Origin of the sequence: Pigmentiphaga sp. H8, assembly GCF_003854895.1 — a bacterium.
Classification (GTDB): Bacteria; Pseudomonadota; Gammaproteobacteria; order Burkholderiales; family Burkholderiaceae_B; genus Pigmentiphaga.
Genome location: NZ_CP033966.1, coordinates 4,218,547 through 4,234,436, shown reverse-complemented (window position 1 = coordinate 4,234,436; position 15,890 = coordinate 4,218,547). Strand labels below are relative to the sequence as shown.

Sequence of the window (15,890 nt, the reverse complement as noted above, 5' to 3'; positions counted from 1 at the left end):
TCTCCTTGTCGGGGTTCATTCGATCTTGATGCCGGCGGTCTTGACCACCTTGGCCCATTTGTCGATCTCCGTATCGATCAGCGCGGCGTATTGCTCGGGGGTCGAGCCCACGGGCTCCATGCCCAGCTGCTGCATGCGCGCGGCCAGGTCCGGCGCCTTCACGATGCGTCCGATGTCCGCGCCGACGCGCCGCCGCAGGTCGGCGGGAACGCCCGCCGGCTCGACGATGCCGATGGTGCTCATGGCCGAGAATCCCGGCACGGTCTCGGCGATCAGGGGAATGTCGGGGTGGCTGGCGGCCCGCTTGGGACTGGCGAGCGCGATCAGCTTGAGCCGCTTGTCCTCGACGTAGGGCATGGCCGAGAACATCACGTCGAACAGCAGCGGCACGCGTCCGCCCACCACGTCCTGCTGCGCCGGGCTGCTGCCCTTGTACGGCACGTGCACCAGTTCGATGCCCGCCATGTGGGCCAGCAGTTCGCCGGCCAGGTGCGTGCCGGTGCCGACGCCGGGCGTGGCGTAGCTCAGCTTGCCCGGATTCTTCCGGGCATAGGCGATCAGCTCGGGCACGGTGCCGACCGGCAGCGAGGGATGCGCGAACAGGCCGAAGTGCGTCAGCGCGACCTGCGAGACGGCGGCCAGGTCCTTGCGCGTGTCATAGGGCAGCGAGGGCTGCATGCTGGGGTTGATCATCAGCGCGCTGATGGCCATGCCCAGCGTGTAGCCGTCGGCGGGCGCCTTGGCGACCGTGTTGGTGCCGGTGATGGTGCCGCCGCCCGGCTTGTAGTCGACCACGACCGGCTGCTGCCAGGCGGCCTGCATCTTCTCGGCCAGCATGCGGGCGATCGTGTCGGTGGGGCCGCCCGGCGCGAACGGCACGATGAGTTTCACGGGACGGTTGGGCCAGGCCTCGCCCTGTGCGGCCGAGAGGCGGGGCGCGGCCGTGGCGGCCAGCAGGGCGGCCAGGGCGGTGCGCCGCCCCGGGTGGAAAGGAATGTCGGGCATGCGTGTCTCCTTGTGTTTTCTGGTCGTGGATGGGCGATGGCCTTATGCCGACGAGGCGGCCATTCGTTTGCGTGGAGCGGGCAGTGCGGCCGCCGTCAGCGCGGGGCCGCAGACGCCGCCGATCTCGTCGGCGAAATCGGCCGCCGCGCGCAGCAGCCGGGGAATGACGAGATCGTGCAGCTTGTCGGGCGTGATCAGGAACGAGGGGCCGCCGCAGTTGATTGCGAAGACCTCGCCGCTGGGCGCCCGCACCGGCGTCGCGACGGCGTTGATCTGCGCATGCCATTCGCCCTGCGAGGCCGCATAGCCCAGCCGGCGCGCCTTGCGCAGCGCGGCATCCAGGCGCGAGGCGGTCACGGTGCTGCCGGCGGCCAGCGTGTCGGCGCCCACGGTGGCGCAGGTCAGCGGATCCACGCCGGACAGCCACGCCCGCCCCAGCGCGGAACTCGCCAGCGACATGCGCGTGCCGACGTCGGCGCCCAGGAAAGCCACCGCCGACCGGGCGCGGGCCGCCTCGACCACCAGGATGTCGGTGCCGTCGCGCAGGCCCAGGAAGGCCGAGGCGCCACAGGCCTCGGCCAGCGCCACGAGATGCGGCCGCGCCAGGCGGCGCGCATCGATCGCGCCCAGGAAGGATTGCGCCAGGCGCACCACGCCGGCGGCCAGTTCGTACTTGTCGGAGTCCGGGCAGGGGCGCAACTGGCCCAGCGCCACCAGCGTGGAGATCAGGCGGTAGGCGGTGGGGCGGGGAATGCCGGTGGCCTCGGCGATGTCGCCGTTGCCCAGCGGTCCCGGGGCGCGGGCGAAGCAGTCGAGTACGGCGAAGCCGCGTTCCAGGGCGGTGACATTGGCGGGCGGCTTGGTGCGGCGGCGCATGGCGTGGGCGATATCCGGGTGGGCGGCCCGGGATGGCCGCCGTCGGAAATCACTCTAGGATCGCCGCCTGGTGAAAACAACCTTTTCCAAAAACCATTTTCATTTTTCGGCATTTGGATGCAAGTCCCTCAGGCCGGAGGCTCGGTGCTCAGCAGGGCTTCCTCGATCGCGGCGGGCGTCAGGTTTGGCGCCAGCTTGCCGACGAATTCGTACAGGTGGCGCGGCCAGTACGCACCGCGCCGGGCCAGCGCGTAGACGATGCTGGTCGGAAACAGGTGGTCCACCGGCCGCGCGTCGAGCTTGCGGTCGCGCGTGCGGGAATAGGCGATCAGCGGGATGACGGCCAGGCCCACGCCGGTGGCGGCATAGCTCTTCATGATTTCCACGTCGGTGCCGCGCATGGCGATCTTGGGCGACAGGCCGGCGGCGGCGAAGGCTTCGTTCACCCGCCGGCCGATGGCGTGCTGTTCGCTGTAGGTGATGAGCGGGTGGCGGGCGATGGCCTCCAGCGTCAACGGAGACGTCTCGAACACGGGATGGCCGCGCTCGCCGATCAGCACGTGCTTGAGCTTGTAGCAGGGGATGGTCGCCAGCGAGGGGGGAAGGATCTGCGGCGCGGTGGACAGGCCCAGGTCGACTTCGCCGGTGGCGACCAGGTCGGCGATCTCGGACGGCGTGGCCTGGACCAGGTGCAGGCCCACGCCCGGATGGCGGCGGGTGAAGCCCGGCACGATGTCCTGCAGCGCGTAGCGGGCGTGCGTGTGCGTGGTAGCGATGGCCAGCCGGCCGCCGGCCTCGCGCCGGTGGTCGGCCACGATCAGCGAGATGTCCTCGGTCGCCGCCAGGATGCCGCGCATGCATTGCAGCACCTGCCGGCCCACGTCGGTCAGCCCCAGGATGCGGCTTTTGGCGCGGATCAGCAGTGCCACGCCCAGGCCGTCCTCCAGTTGGCCGATCTGCTTGCTGACCGCCGACTGAGTAGTGTGCAGGGCGCGCGCCGCTCGCGACACGCTCATGTCGTGGTCGACGACGGCGCAGAAGGCGCGTACTTGCTGGAGTTTCATTGGGGTATTCCAGGAATACGTTTCCAAAATGGAATAGACATCCGCAATTTATCATTTCTCGGAAACAAGGGGCGGGTCTACGATGGGTTGGTACAAGAGAACTCCAGCGAGACAGCATCGTGAACTCCGACACCACGCCCGCGACACTCGAGGCGTTGCAAGCCTGGGTGGGCCGCAGCGAGACGAACGCCGACGTCGTTACCCCTCAACTGGCCGAACGTCTGTCGGCCACCCTCGAATCCTCGCGCGGCGCCGCGTTCGCGCGGGGCGCCGAATTCCCGCAGATGTGGTACAGCGTGCTCTTTCCGCGCGTCGTGCCGCGTTCCCAGCTCGGCCGTGACGGCCATCCGGCGCTGGGCGACTTCCTGCCGCCCGTGCCGCTGCCCAAGCGCATGTTCGCCGGCAAGCGCATCCAGTTCGTCGCGCCCATCCGCATCGGCGACGAGCTGGAGCGGGTGTCCACCATCGCCTCGATCACGCCCAAGCAGGGCAGTTCGGGACCCTTGGTGTTCGTGACCGTGCGCCACGTCGTCAGCAACGGCGCGGGCACCGTGGTGATCGAGGAGCAGGACGTGGTCTATCGCGACAGTACCCTGGCCAAGGACGGCGGCGCGGCCAAGGCTGCCGCCGCGCCCGCCTTCGAGGCCCTGCACCGGTCCGAGACCATCGTGGCCGATGCCGTGATGATCTTCCGCTACAGCGCGCTGTGCTTCAACGGCCACCGCATCCACTACGACCAGCCCTACGCCACCCAGGTCGAAGGCTATCCCGGATTGGTGGTCAACGGCGGCCTGGGGGCGCTGTGCGCCGCCGAGCATCTGCACGAGGCCTGGGGCGGCGCGCGCCTGTCGCGCCTGACCACCCGCAATACCTCGCCGCTGTTCGAGGGCGTGCCCTTCCGCATCGAGAGCCGCGCGGGCGCGGAGCCCGGCGCGATCGAATTCCGCGTCGTGACCGAGGCGGGCAAGACCACGCTGCAAGGCTCGGCCACCAAGGAGGCCGCATGATGGCATCCGTTTCCCGGCAAGCGGGGCGCGCGCCGCTCGAAGGCGTGCGCATCGTCGACCTGACGCAGGTGGTGGTGGGGCCCTATGCCACGCAGTTCCTGGCGGACTTCGGCGCCGAAGTCATCAAGATCGAGCATCCCTCGGGCGATCTGGCGCGCTGGATAGGCGGGCGTTCTCCCACGCCCGGCATGGCGGCGAAATACCTGCACCTGAACCGCAACAAGAAGAGCCTGGCGCTGGACCTGAAGAAGCCCGGCGCGCTCGATGCCCTGAAGAAGCTGATCGCGTCGGCCGACGTGGTGGTGCACAACATGCGGCCGCCGGCGGCGGCGCGCCTGGGGCTGTCGGCCGAGGACCTGATCCGGATCAAGCCCGACCTGATCTATTGCAGCGTGGTGGGTTTCGGCCAGGAAGGGCGCTATCGCGACAAGCCCGCCTACGATTCCATCATCCAGGGCGCCTCGGGCCTGGCGGCCATCAACAACGGCGGCGACGGCCAGCCGCGCTTCGTGCCCATGGTCATCGCCGACCGCACCGTTGGCGTGATGGTGGCCAACAGCATCCTGATGGCGGTGGTACAGCGGCTGCGGCATGGCGGCCCCCAGGTGGTGGAGGTGCCCATGTTCGAGAGCATGACCGCCTTCGTGCTGGCCGAGCACATGTTCCTGAAGACCTTCGATCCGCCGCTGGGCGCCACCGGCGACTCGCGCCTGCTCGATCCCAATTCGCGGCCCGTGCGCACCGCCGACGGCTATCTTTGCGTGACCGCCAACACCGACGCGCAGGTCTTCGCGATGTTCGACGCGATGGGCCGGCCCGAACTGCGGACCGATCCGCGCTTCGCCGAGAAACGCGCCCGCTTCGAGAACATCGGCGAGATGTTCCGCATCCGCAACGAGGTGTTCGCGACGCGGACCACGGCCGAATGGCTGGAGATCCTGGAAGCCGCCGATATTCCCGCGATGCCGCTGCACACGCTGGATTCGGTGCTGGACGATCCGCACCTGGCCGACACCGGGCTGTTCCAGAAGATCGAGCATCCCACCGAAGGCACGATCACCAACCTGCGCAACCCGGTCCGCTTCTCGACCTACGAGCCGGCGCTGAAGTGGGCCGCGCCGCACATCGGCGAGCACAGCATCGAACTGCTGCGCGCCGCCGGGCTGGGCGACGAGGACATCCAGGCCATGGTGGCCAGCGGCGCGACGGTCGACCATGCCGCCGCCCGGGAGGCAGCACGATGACGAGCATGGCCGAACAAGCCAAGCAGCGCGAGCTGCCGGTCTGGCGATCACTGCTGTACGTGCCGGCGAACGTGCCGCGCTTCATCGAGAAGGCGCACACCCGTGGCGCCGACGCCATCATGCTGGACCTCGAGGACAGCGTGCCGGCGACCGAGAAGGCGGCGGCGCGCGAGGCGGTCGCGGGCGCAGCCGCGCAGGTGCGGCGCGGCGGCGCCGACGTGCTGGTGCGGGTGAACCGCCCGCTCGGCCTGTGCGTGCGCGACGTGGAAGCCAGCGTGGGCGCGGACGTGGACGGGATCGCCATCACCAAGGTGGACGGCCCGTCGCACGTGCGGCTGCTGGACGAACTGGTGACCGAGCTGGAGGCGGACCGTGGCCTGGCCCTGGGACGCACGCGCTTCCTGGTCATGATCGAGACGCCCGAGGCGTTCGAGCAGATGACCGACATCGCCCGCGCCTCGCCGCGCGTGGCGGCGATCAACATAGGCGGCGAAGACTTCGCCCTGAACGGCGGCTTCGAGCCCACCGACGAAGCGCTGCTGATGCCCAAGCAGCGGATGATCCTGGCGGCGCGCGCCGCCGGCGTCATGCCGCTGGGCTACATCGGCACCGTGGCCGATTTTTCCGACTGGGACCGGTTCCGGGCCATGGTCAGGCGCTCGCGCCAGTTCGGTTTCGACGGCGCGAGCTGCGTGCATCCGGGGCAGGTCGCCATCGTCAACGAGGAGTACGGGCCGCGGCCCGATGACGTCGCGCATGCCGTGCGCGTCATCGAGGCGGCGGAGCAGGCGCAGGCCGAAGGCCGCGCGTCGTTCCAGCTGGACGGCAGGATGATCGACATTCCGGTCATCGAACGAGCCCGAAGGCTGATCGCGCGCCAGCGGCGCATCGAGGCCCGGGGCGCCCGTCCCTGAGCCACGGGGCGGCGGGCCCCAAGGTCCACCGCCCACATATCAATACATACAGGAGACCCATCGTCATGTTCAAGCAAGTCCTTACCTCGGCCATCGTCTGCGCCGCTTTCGCCGCTCCGCTGCACGCGGCCGACAACTACCCGTCCCGGCCCATCACCCTGGTCGTTCCGTTCACGCCGGGCGGCAGCACCGACATCATCGCGCGCGTCGTGAGCAAGCAACTGGGCGCGGCGCTGGGCCAGTCCATCGTCGTCGAGAACAAGCCCGGCGCGGGCGGCATCGTGGGCACGCAGTACGCCAAGTCGCAGCCGGCCGACGGCTACACCCTGATCATGGGCGCCATCGGCACCTTCGGCGCCAACGCCACGCTGTATCGCCGCCTGCCTTACGATCCGGTCAAGGATTTCGCCCCGATCTCGCTGGTGGCCGGCGTGCCCAATGTGCTGGCGGTCAATCCGGCCAAGCTGGATGTGCGCACGGTGGACGAACTGATCAAGGCCGTGCGCGCCAAGCCCAACGGCTACGACTACGCTTCGGGCGGCAACGGCAGCGCGGCCCATCTGGCGACCGAGTACTTCAAGCTCAAGGCCAACATCCAGATCCAGCACGTCCCCTACAAGGGAACGGCGCCCGCGCTGAACGACCTGGTGGGCGGCGTGACCTCGATGGTGTTGACCGGCTATCCGCCGCTCTCGCCGTTCCTCCAGGCGGGCCGCCTGCGGCCTATCGCCGTGGCCACCGCCAAGCGCCTGCCGCAGTTGCCCGACGTGCCGACCATCAGCGAGACCAAGGGCCTCGAAGGCTTCGAAGCCAGCCAGTGGTATGGCCTGCTGACCATCGCCGGCACGCCCAAGCCCATCGTCGACCGCCTGAACAAGGAGATCGTGGCGGTCTTGAAGAATCCGGAGACCCTGGAGCAGTTCCGCAAGGAAGGGCTGGAGCCGATGCACAACACGCCCGAGGAATTCGCCCAGTACATCAAGGACCAGATCCAGCTCTGGCGGCCGGTCATCCAGAAGGCCAACATCATCATCGATTGATGGCCCGCCGGTCTTGCGCTACTGCTTGAGGTTGAGCTTGGGCACCAGGGTCTTGAAGGCCTGGCCCTGCCTGGCCACGTCGGACGAGAACTCGGACAGGTCGGCGTAGGCCGGCGTCAGGTTCTGCTTGCGCATGGTGGTCTGGAACTCGGTCGACTGCGACAGGGTCCGGGCCGCCGCGCGCCATTTCTCCACCGCCTCGGCGGGGGTGCCCTTGGGGACCCCCACGCCGCGCCAGACGCTGAACAGCAGGTCGTGGCCCAGCTCCTTGAAGGTCGGGACCTGGCCCAGCGTCTCGATCCGTTTCTCCGACATCACCGCGAGCGTGCGCAGCTTGCCGGCCTCCACGTGCTGGCGCAGTTCCGCGTAGGCCACCGTGGTGGCCTGCACGTCGCCCGACAGCAGGCCCATGATGGCCGGCGCCGAGCCCTGGTAGGGCACGTGCGTGAACGCGATGCCCGCCGATTCGCCAAGCGCCGCGGCCGCCATGTGCGGCACCGTGCCGTTGCCGGCGTTCGAGATCGCGACGCGGCCCGGATTGGCCTTGGCGTAGGCCAGGAATTCCTGGATGGTCTGCCACGGCGCGTCGGCGCGGACCGTGATCGACGACGGGTCGTCGGTGAAGCGGGCGATGGGCTGGAATTCATCCACGGTGGTCTTGCCTATGCCCATCAGCGGTACGACCAGCATCTCCGGCGTCATGAGGACCAGCCGGTAGCCGTCGGCCGGGCCGGTGGCCACGTAGGACCAGCCGATCGAGCCGCTGGCTCCGGGCTTGTTGACCACGTAGACGGTCTGCGGAAAGATGGGGCGCACCGCGTCGGCGATGGCGCGGGCGGTGTTGTCGCTGCCGCCGCCGGGCTGGTAGGCGACGACGAGTTCCACGGGCTTGGCCGGATAGCCGGCGGCCCAGGACGAAGCCAGCGTGGACAGGCTGGCGAGCGAGGCGCAAAGCAGGCGGGCGAGGTTCATGGTGCGGTCCTTCTGCTGTGGGAAAGCCCCCGGTGGCGCCTGGCGCCGAGGGGGCGGGGGATCAGTAGTCGTATCCCAGCCGGCGCAGGCCGGCCTGGGTCTCGCGAACGATGGCGAGGGTGCGTTCCCGTTCGGCGCCCGACAATGGGAGCCGGGGCGGCTTGACGGTTTCCGCGGTGCCGTCGATCAGGTGTTCGGCCAGCTTGATGTGCTGCACCAGCTTGACCACGGTATCCAGGTGATAGAGCGGCGTCAGCACGCGATACAGCTCGCGGGCCTTGTCGAAGTCGCCGGCGGCGGCCAGCGCCAGCAGGTCCACGGATTCGCGCGGCACCGCGTTGGCCATGCCCGATACCCAGCACCGGACGCCTAGCGCGGCGCTCTCGACCACCAGGTCGTCGACGCCGCACACCACGGCCAGGCGGTCGCCGAAGCGGGTGATGAGGTCGGTGACGCGGGTCGTGTCGTAGGACTCTTCCTTGAGCGCGACGATGGTCGGCTCTTCCAGCAGGCGGGCCACGACGTCGGGCGTGAGATCCACGCCGTAGCCGCGGGGGTTGTTGTACAGCAGGATGGGCAGGGGCGAGGCCTGCGCCACCGACCGGTAGAAGGCCACCGTTTCGTCGGCGTCCGACTTGTAGGTCAGGCCGGGGAACACCATCAGGCCGTCCACGCCCAGCGCATGCGCGTCGCGGGCGAAGGCCGCGGCCCGCTCGGTGCTGGTCTCGGCCACGCCGGACAGCACCGGCACGCGGCCCTTCACGGTGTCCAGCGCGATGCGCAGCACTTCCTGTTTTTCCTCGGGCGACAACTGGGCGTTCTCGCCCACCATGCCCATCATCAGCACGCCGTTCACGCCCCGGGCGATCAGGCGTTCCAGGCCCACGCGGATGGCGTCGGCATCCAGCGAGCAGTCGGGTTTGAGCTTGGTCGTGACGGCGGGAAACACGCCTTGCCATCGGATCGTCATGCGGGCACTCCTTGGAATCTACAGTAAGGATATTGACTACTTTATATTGGATCCAATTTAAAAGTCCATAAAAAACGGCCAGGGAGGCCGTCGTCAGCCCGGCTGGTCATCGCCGGTAGCTGTTGGATAGTGGATCCAATATACTGATATTAAAACCCCAAGTCCGCGACGCGTCTGTCGGGGTTTACCTGGACCCCGCCATTCTTTCCCTTGCCATGCCCAGAAACGATCTTTCCCCGTCTTCCCCCGCGTCCCCCGGCAGCCGGCTGGTGCGCCGGACCACGTCCGAACTGGTGGCCGAGGCGCTGCGCGACCGCATCCTGTCGGGCGCGATCCCGCCCGGTTCGCCGCTGCGCCAGGAGTCGCTGGCGGACGAGCTGGGCGTGAGCCGCATCCCGGTGCGCGAGGCCATCCGGCAGCTCAGCGCCGAAGGGCTGGTGGATGCGATTCCCCACCGCGGGGCCTTCGTCTCCATGCTGTCGCGCGCCGAGGTCGAGGAATTGTTCGACATCCGCCTGCGCCTGGAGCCCTGGCTGATCCACGAGGCGGCCTCGCGGATCTCGGAAGAGGAGCTGGCACAGGCCGAGCAATGCGTGGCGCGCATGGATACCGCGGGTCCCGACCAGTGGGGCCAGTTGAACTGGCAATTGCACGAAGGGCTGTACCGGGCGGCCCAGCGGCCCGCCGCCCTGGCCATCGTGCGCGGGCTGCACGAGAAGTCCGAGCGCTATTTCCGCTTCCAGGTGGTCAATGCCCCGATCCGGCAGCAGGCGCACCAGGAACACCTGGCCCTGGTCGCGCTGTGCCGCGACCGGCGGGCCGACGAAGCCCGATCGGTGCTGGAGCGCCACATCGGCGACGCCGCGGAGCAGATCCTGGCCATCGTCGAACGCCTGCTGGACCAGGCGCCGGGCCGCGATCCGGCGTAGCGGGAGCGGTGCGACTACAATGCGCAGGCCGTGGCCGGTCGCGCACGCACCGGCGCCGCGGTTTTCACCGTCCAGTCCTTCATGCCGTCGCAGCCTCTTTCTTCATCGATCCCGTCGTCCCGTTCAGGAAACATCGTCGTCTGCGCGTCGCTCGTGCTGCTGTTCGCGATGGGCGTGCGCGCGACCTTCGGTTTGTTCATGCAGCCCATGGGGCTGGTCCACGGCTGGGGGCGCGACGTGTTCTCGCTCGCCTTCGCCATCCAGAACCTGGTGTGGGGCGTCTCGGCCATCCTGATGGGATCGGTGGCCGACAAATGGGGGTCGGGCCGGACCATCGTCGCGTCGGCGCTGTTGTGCGCCTTGGGCCTGGTCGGCACGCGCTACGCGGGATCCGAGGCCATGCTGTACCTGTGCGCCGGCGTGCTGGTCGGGCTGGGGCAGGCCGGCACGACGTTCGCCGTGCTGCTGCCGGTGGTGGCGCGCGCCGTGCCGCCCGAGGGCCGCAGCACCGCGATGGGCATCGCCAGCGCGGGCGGGTCCATGGGGCAGTTCGTGGTCGTGCCCGCCGGGCAATTGCTGATCGACCATATCGACTGGACCGGCGCGCTGTGGGCGCTGTCGGCGCTGATGCTGCTGGCCGTGCCGTTGGCCAGCCGCCTGACGGGCAAGCCGGCGCATGTCGCGGGCGCCCAGTCGCTGGGCGCGGCGGTGCGCCAGGCCATGGGGCACGGCTCGTACCACTTCCTGTTCTGGAGCTACGCGGTCTGCGGCTTCCACACGGCCTTCATCACGCTGCACCTGCCGGCCTTCGTGGTGGACGGCGGCCTGAAAGCCTCGGACGGCGCGCTGGCCATCGCGCTCATCGGCCTGTTCAACGTGTTCGGCTCGTACTGGGCCGGCCGCATGGGCGGCCGCCACAGCAAGAAGCACCTGCTGGCGCTGCTGTACGCGACGCGTTCGGCGGCGATCATGCTGCTGATCCTCTTGCCGCTGACGCCGGCGGTGCTGTATGCCTTCTCGGCCCTGATCGGCCTGGTCTGGCTGGGAACGGTGCCGCTGACCACGGCGCTGGTGGGACATATCTACGGCATGCGCTATGCCTCGACCCTGACGGGCATCGTATTCTTCGGCCACCAGATCGGCAGTTTCGTGGGGGTCTGGCTGGGCGGCAAGCTGTATGTCGCCACCGGCAGCTACGATGCGGTCTGGTGGATCTCGGTCGCGCTGGGCCTCATGGCCGCGGCGCTGTGCATGCCCGTGCGCGAGCGCGCATTGGTGCCGGCATGAGTCCCGCCGGAAACAGGAGCGACGCCCATGGCAGATGCCAGCCGGTACGAGCAAGCCAGGAGGCGCGGGCGCGCCTGGCGGACGGTCCTTGCCTATGCTTTGCTTGGCGCCGTGCTTGCGGTAGCCTTCCTGGGCTATCTGCGCCCGCAACTCGTCGTCGGATGGGAAGGGCTCATGGCCCTGTGCGGCTTTTGAACGCCGCCGGCCGGGGAAGGAATGGGTGCCCAAAAAATGGGCGTGCCAGTTCGACCCGCATGGTTAGGCCCTCCATCCGTAAAATACCCTTCATTTTCCACAGTCGCTGGGGATAACTTGGCCACTCGCTACAACGAAGCTTCCATCCGGGTGCTGAAGGGGCTCGAGCCCGTCAAGCAGCGCCCGGGCATGTACACCCGAACCGAAAACCCCCTGCACGTCGTGCAGGAGGTGATCGACAACGGCGCCGACGAGGCGCTCGCCGGCTACGGCAAACATCTGCAGGTCACCCTGCACACCGACGGCAGCGTGACCGTCGAGGACGAAGGCCGCGGCATTCCCGTCGGCATGCATCCCGAGGAAAACGCGCCGGTCGTCGAGCTGGTCTTCACCCGCCTGCACGCGGGCGGCAAGTTCGACAAGCAGGGCGGCGGCGCCTATTCGTTCTCCGGCGGCCTGCACGGCGTCGGCGTCTCGGTCACCAACGCGCTGTCCTCGCGCATGGAGGTCACGGTCTGGCGCGACGGCGCCGCCCACCGGCTGGTGTTCCAGCACGGCGACGTGGTCGAGGAACTCGCGCAGGTTTCCGATCCCACGCGCAAGAAGAGCGGCACGCGCGTGCGCTGCTGGCCGGATCCCAAGTATTTCGACAGCGGTGCGATCCCGATGGGCGAGCTGTCGCGCCTTTTGCGCAGCAAGGCGGTGCTGCTGCCGGGCGTGAAGGTCACGCTGCGGGTCGAGAAGACCGGCGAGACCCAGACCTGGCTGTACGAGCAGGGCCTGCGCGGCTACCTGACCGAGGCGCTGGCCGGCGCCGAACTGCTCATCCCCCTGTTCGAGGGCGAGCAGTACGCCGGCGGCGACAACGAGAACTTCGCCGACGGCGAGGGCGCCCAGTGGGTGGTGGCCTGGACCGAGGACGGCAACGTCGTGCGCGAGTCCTACGTCAACCTGATCCCGACGCCGGCCGGCGGCACGCACGAAGCCGGGCTGCGCGACGGCCTGTTCAACGCGGTCAAGGGCTTCGTCGAACTGCACAACCTCAGCCCCAAGGGCGTCAAGCTGCTGCCCGAGGACGTGTTCGCGCGCGCCAGCTTCGTGCTGTCGGCCAAGGTGCTCGATCCGCAGTTCCAGGGCCAGATCAAGGAACGCCTGAACAGCCGCGACGCGGTGCGCCTGGTGGGCGGCTTCTCGAAGCCGGCGCTGGAGCTGTGGCTGAACTCCCATGTCGAATACGGCAAGAAACTGGCCGAGCTGGTCATCCGCCAGGCGCAGTCGCGCGTGCGGGCCACGCAGAAGGTCGAGAAGCGCAAGAGCTCCGGCGTGGCGGTGCTGCCCGGCAAGCTGACCGATTGCGAAAGCAGCGATGCCACCCGTACCGAGGTCTTCCTGGTCGAGGGCGATTCGGCCGGCGGCTCGGCCAAGATGGGCCGCGACAAGGAGTTCCAGGCCATCCTGCCGCTGCGCGGCAAGGTGCTCAACGCCTGGGAAGTCGAGCGCGACCGGCTGTTCGCCAACAACGAGATCCACGACATCGCGGTGGCGATCGGCGTCGACCCCCACGGGGCAAACGACGATCCCGACCTGTCGGGCCTGCGCTATGGACGGGTCTGCATCCTGTCCGACGCGGACGTGGACGGCTCGCACATCCAGGTGCTGCTCCTGACGCTGTTCCTGCGGCATTTTCCCAAGCTGGTCGAGGCCGGGAACGTGTACGTGGCGCGCCCGCCGCTGTTCCGCGTGGACGTGCCGGCGCAAGGCAAGCGCCCGCCGCGCAAGCTCTATTGCCTGGACCAGGGCGAGCTGACCGCGGTCGAGGACAAGCTGCGCAAGGAAGGCGTGCGCGAAGGCTCCTGGAGCATCAGCCGCTTCAAGGGCCTGGGCGAAATGAGCCCCGAGCAGCTTTGGGAAACCACGATGAACCCTGACACCCGCCGCCTGCTGCCGGTCACCTACGGCGAACTCGGCGCGGACGAGACCACGCGCATGTTCGACATGCTGATGGGCAAGGGTGAGGCCGCACAGCGGCGCTCGTGGCTGGAAGAGAAAGGCGACCTCGCCGAGGTGGATATTTGATGACGGACGAACAACAACCCGGCCTGTTCGAGCGGCCGGGCGGCGATGCCGCGATCACGCTGGCGCGCTATGCGGAACAGGCTTATCTGGATTACGCGGTATCGGTGGTCAAGGGCCGGGCGCTGCCGGACGTCAGCGACGGCCAGAAGCCCGTGCAGCGGCGCATCCTGTACGCGATGCAGGCCATGGGCCTGGGTTCCAACGCCAAGCCGGTGAAGTCGGCCCGCGTGGTGGGCGACGTGCTGGGCAAGTACCATCCCCACGGCGACCAGGCCGCCTATGACGCGCTGGTGCGCATGGCGCAGTCGTTCTCGCTGCGCTATCCGCTCATCGACGGGCAGGGCAACTTCGGCTCGCGCGACGGCGACGGCGCCGCGGCCATGCGCTACACCGAGGCGCGGCTCACGCCCATCGCCCGGCTGCTGCTGGACGAACTGGACGAAGGCACGGTCGACTTCATTCCCAACTACGACGGGTCGTACCAGGAGCCCAGGCAGTTGCCCGCACGCCTGCCCGTGGTGCTGCTGAACGGCGCCTCGGGCATCGCGGTGGGCATGGCCACCGAGATCCCGCCGCACAACCTGCGCGAAGTGGCGCAGGCCGCGGTGGCGCTGTTGAAGAATCCGAAGATCGCCGACGACGAGCTGTACGGCCTGCTGCCCGGACCCGATTATCCCGGCGGCGGCCAGATCATCACGCCGCGGGCCGAGATCGCCCAGATCCTCAGCACCGGCCGCGGCTCGATCAAGGTGCGCGCGCGTTGGAAGTTCGAGGAAATGGCCCGCGGCCAGTGGCAACTGGTGGTGACCGAGCTGCCGCCCTCGACCTCCGGCCAGAAGGTGCTGGAAGAGATCGAGGAACTCACCAATCCCAAGGTGAAGGCGGGCAAGAAGAGCCTTTCGAACGAACAGCAGCAGACCAAGGCGGCGCTGCTCGGCCTGCTCGACGCGGTGCGCGACGAGTCGGGCAAGGACGCGGCGGTGCGGCTGGTGTTCGAGCCCAAGACCTCGCGCGTGGACCGCGACGAATTCGTCAACACGCTGCTGGCCCACACCTCGATGGAAAGCAGCGCCCCCATCAACCTGGTGGCGGTGGGCAACGACGGACGGCCGCGCCAGAAGTCCATGCGCGAGATCCTGGACGAATGGCTGGCCTTCCGTACCCAGACCGTCACGCGCCGCTCGCGCCATCGCCTGGACAAGGTGCTGGACCGCATCCATGTGCTGGAAGGGCGCATGGTGGTCTACCTGAACGTCGATGCCGTGATCAAGGTCATCCGCGAGTCGGACGAACCCCGGCCCGCGCTGATGCAAGCCTTCAACCTGACCGAGCGCCAGGCCGAGGACATCCTGGAGATGCGCCTGCGGCAACTGGCCCGCCTGGAAGGCTTCAAGATCGAGCAGGAACTCAAGAACCTGCAGGAAGAGCAGGGCAAGCTCGAGGAACTGCTGGCCAATCCGGCCTCGCTCAAGCGCCTGATCGTCAAGGAGATCGAAGCCGACGCCAAGCAGTACGGCGACGATCGCCGCACGCTGATCGAGGCGGCCGAGCGCGCCACCATCGAGGCCAAGGTCATCGACGAGCCGGTTACCGCGATCGTGTCGCAGAAGGGCTGGCTGCGGGCCCGACAGGGCCACGGCCACGATGCCAGCCTGTTCACGTTCAAGGCGGGCGACGCGCTCTACGGCGCGTTCGAGTGCCGGACCACCGACACGCTGATCGCGCTGGGCAGCAACGGCCGCGTCTACTCGGTGGCGGTCAGCGCGCTGCCCTCGGCGCGCGGCGACGGCGTGCCGGTGACCACGCTGATCGACCTGGAAGCCGGGTCCCGCATCCTGCACATGATCGCGGCGGCGCCCGAGAGCCGCTGGCTGCTGGCCACCGAGCGCGGCGTCGGCTTCGTCACCCGCCTGGGCGACATGGCCACGCGCCAGCGCGGCGGCAAGCAGTTCATGACGCTGGACGAAGGCGACAGCCCGCTGCGCCCCGTGCCGGTGTTCGACGGCGCCGATTCGCTCGCGCTGCTGACCGACAAGGGCCGCTTCCTGGTGTTCGGCCTGGCCGAGGTCAAGGCCTTGTCGTCGGGCGGACGGGGCACGGCGCTGATGGACATCGATCCCAAGGACACGCTGGCCCAGGTGGTGCCGGTCGGGCCGGCGGGGCTGCGGATCACGGGCATCTACCGCAACAAGCCGCACGAAGAGATCCTGTCCGGCGCAGGACTGGCGGTCTACGTCGGCAAGCGGGCACGCAAGGGCCGGCTGCTGGATGCCAAGCCCAAGCAGCCCGTGCTGTCGCCGGTGCTGTAGCG

At 68.7% G+C, this 15,890-nt stretch carries 14 protein-coding genes; 9 read left to right on the top strand and 5 right to left on the bottom strand.

Annotated features, from left to right (window positions below):
* Positions 1–15: 15 nt before the first annotated feature.
* The 3 genes from EGT29_RS20005 to EGT29_RS19995 all read right to left on the bottom strand — a co-directional run bounded on the left by EGT29_RS20005 (position 16) and on the right by EGT29_RS19995 (position 2,945).
* Positions 16–1,005, bottom strand: coding sequence for a tripartite tricarboxylate transporter substrate binding protein (locus EGT29_RS20005; protein ID WP_124690616.1), 990 nt, complete (start codon positions 1,003–1,005; stop codon positions 16–18).
* A gap of 42 nt (positions 1,006–1,047) precedes the next feature.
* A complete protein-coding gene (locus tag EGT29_RS20000; RefSeq protein ID WP_124690615.1) occupies positions 1,048–1,881 on the bottom strand; it encodes an IclR family transcriptional regulator in 834 nt (277 codons plus the stop codon).
* Positions 1,882–2,009: 128 nt separating this feature from the next.
* Positions 2,010–2,945 carry a LysR substrate-binding domain-containing protein gene (locus tag EGT29_RS19995; protein ID WP_124690614.1) on the bottom strand — a complete coding sequence of 312 codons (936 nt, stop codon included), beginning with the start codon at positions 2,943–2,945 and terminating at the stop codon, positions 2,010–2,012.
* A gap of 119 nt (positions 2,946–3,064) precedes the next feature.
* Between EGT29_RS19995 and EGT29_RS19990 the strand changes: the two genes are divergently transcribed.
* The 4 genes from EGT29_RS19990 (at position 3,065) to EGT29_RS19975 (ending at position 7,150) form a co-directional block, all read left to right on the top strand.
* Positions 3,065–3,952: a MaoC family dehydratase N-terminal domain-containing protein gene (locus EGT29_RS19990; RefSeq protein WP_124690613.1), complete on the top strand. Its 888-nt coding sequence runs from the start codon at positions 3,065–3,067 to the stop codon at positions 3,950–3,952.
* Positions 3,949–5,196 (top strand): CaiB/BaiF CoA-transferase family protein, encoded by a 1,248-nt coding sequence (locus tag EGT29_RS19985; protein ID WP_238160133.1) that lies wholly within the window; start codon positions 3,949–3,951, stop codon positions 5,194–5,196. The genes EGT29_RS19990 and EGT29_RS19985 overlap by 4 nt, the downstream gene beginning before the upstream one ends.
* A gap of 5 nt (positions 5,197–5,201) precedes the next feature.
* Complete coding sequence (locus tag EGT29_RS19980) at positions 5,202–6,110, top strand: CoA ester lyase (RefSeq protein WP_124690612.1); 909 nt, start codon at positions 5,202–5,204, stop codon at positions 6,108–6,110.
* 65 nt (positions 6,111–6,175) lie between these two features.
* On the top strand, positions 6,176–7,150 hold the full coding sequence (locus EGT29_RS19975; protein ID WP_124690611.1) for a tripartite tricarboxylate transporter substrate binding protein: 975 nt from the start codon (positions 6,176–6,178) through the stop codon (positions 7,148–7,150).
* 18 nt (positions 7,151–7,168) lie between these two features.
* On the opposite strand, the gene EGT29_RS19970 is transcribed toward EGT29_RS19975, so the two are convergent.
* Positions 7,169–8,122 carry a tripartite tricarboxylate transporter substrate binding protein gene (locus EGT29_RS19970; protein ID WP_124690610.1) on the bottom strand — a complete coding sequence of 318 codons (954 nt, stop codon included), beginning with the start codon at positions 8,120–8,122 and terminating at the stop codon, positions 7,169–7,171.
* Positions 8,123–8,183: 61 nt separating this feature from the next.
* The gene (locus tag EGT29_RS19965) at positions 8,184–9,092 is read right to left on the bottom strand and encodes a dihydrodipicolinate synthase family protein (protein ID WP_124690609.1); all 909 of its coding nucleotides are present in this window, start codon (positions 9,090–9,092) and stop codon (positions 8,184–8,186) included.
* Positions 9,093–9,307: 215 nt separating this feature from the next.
* Here EGT29_RS19965 and EGT29_RS19960 point away from each other — a divergent pair, with 215 nt between their 5' ends.
* The 5 genes from EGT29_RS19960 (at position 9,308) to parC (ending at position 15,888) form a co-directional block, all read left to right on the top strand.
* Entirely contained in the window at positions 9,308–10,021 is a 714-nt protein-coding gene (locus EGT29_RS19960; RefSeq protein ID WP_124690608.1) for a GntR family transcriptional regulator, read from the top strand.
* Between the two features lie 81 nt (positions 10,022–10,102).
* Positions 10,103–11,308: an MFS transporter gene (locus EGT29_RS19955; protein ID WP_124692455.1), complete on the top strand. Its 1,206-nt coding sequence runs from the start codon at positions 10,103–10,105 to the stop codon at positions 11,306–11,308.
* A gap of 27 nt (positions 11,309–11,335) precedes the next feature.
* On the top strand, positions 11,336–11,503 hold the full coding sequence (locus EGT29_RS28515; protein ID WP_161567887.1) for a hypothetical protein: 168 nt from the start codon (positions 11,336–11,338) through the stop codon (positions 11,501–11,503).
* Between the two features lie 117 nt (positions 11,504–11,620).
* Positions 11,621–13,579, top strand: coding sequence for a DNA topoisomerase IV subunit B (gene parE, locus EGT29_RS19950; protein ID WP_238160131.1), 1,959 nt, complete (start codon positions 11,621–11,623; stop codon positions 13,577–13,579).
* A complete protein-coding gene (gene parC / locus EGT29_RS19945) occupies positions 13,579–15,888 on the top strand; it encodes a DNA topoisomerase IV subunit A (protein WP_124690607.1) in 2,310 nt (769 codons plus the stop codon). Before parE ends, parC begins: the two co-directional genes overlap by 1 nt.
* Positions 15,889–15,890: the final 2 nt, after the last annotated feature.

Bases quoted from the DNA above. Each gene is read 5' to 3' on its own strand.
- EGT29_RS20005 (WP_124690616.1), bottom strand. From the start codon at position 1,005: ATGCCCGACATTCCTTTCCACCCGGGGCGGCGCACCGCCCTGGCCGCC.
- EGT29_RS20000 (WP_124690615.1), bottom strand. From the start codon at position 1,881: ATGCGCCGCCGCACCAAGCCGCCCGCCAATGTCACCGCCCTGGAACGC.
- EGT29_RS19995 (WP_124690614.1), bottom strand. From the start codon at position 2,945: ATGAAACTCCAGCAAGTACGCGCCTTCTGCGCCGTCGTCGACCACGAC.
- EGT29_RS19985 (WP_238160133.1), top strand. From the start codon at position 3,949: ATGATGGCATCCGTTTCCCGGCAAGCGGGGCGCGCGCCGCTCGAAGGC.
- EGT29_RS19980 (WP_124690612.1), top strand. From the start codon at position 5,202: ATGGCCGAACAAGCCAAGCAGCGCGAGCTGCCGGTCTGGCGATCACTG.
- EGT29_RS19975 (WP_124690611.1), top strand. From the start codon at position 6,176: ATGTTCAAGCAAGTCCTTACCTCGGCCATCGTCTGCGCCGCTTTCGCC.
- EGT29_RS19970 (WP_124690610.1), bottom strand. From the start codon at position 8,122: ATGAACCTCGCCCGCCTGCTTTGCGCCTCGCTCGCCAGCCTGTCCACG.
- EGT29_RS19965 (WP_124690609.1), bottom strand. From the start codon at position 9,092: ATGACGATCCGATGGCAAGGCGTGTTTCCCGCCGTCACGACCAAGCTC.
- EGT29_RS19960 (WP_124690608.1), top strand. From the start codon at position 9,308: ATGCCCAGAAACGATCTTTCCCCGTCTTCCCCCGCGTCCCCCGGCAGC.
- EGT29_RS19955 (WP_124692455.1), top strand. From the start codon at position 10,103: ATGCCGTCGCAGCCTCTTTCTTCATCGATCCCGTCGTCCCGTTCAGGA.
- EGT29_RS28515 (WP_161567887.1), top strand. From the start codon at position 11,336: ATGGCAGATGCCAGCCGGTACGAGCAAGCCAGGAGGCGCGGGCGCGCC.
- parC (WP_124690607.1), top strand. From the start codon at position 13,579: ATGACGGACGAACAACAACCCGGCCTGTTCGAGCGGCCGGGCGGCGAT.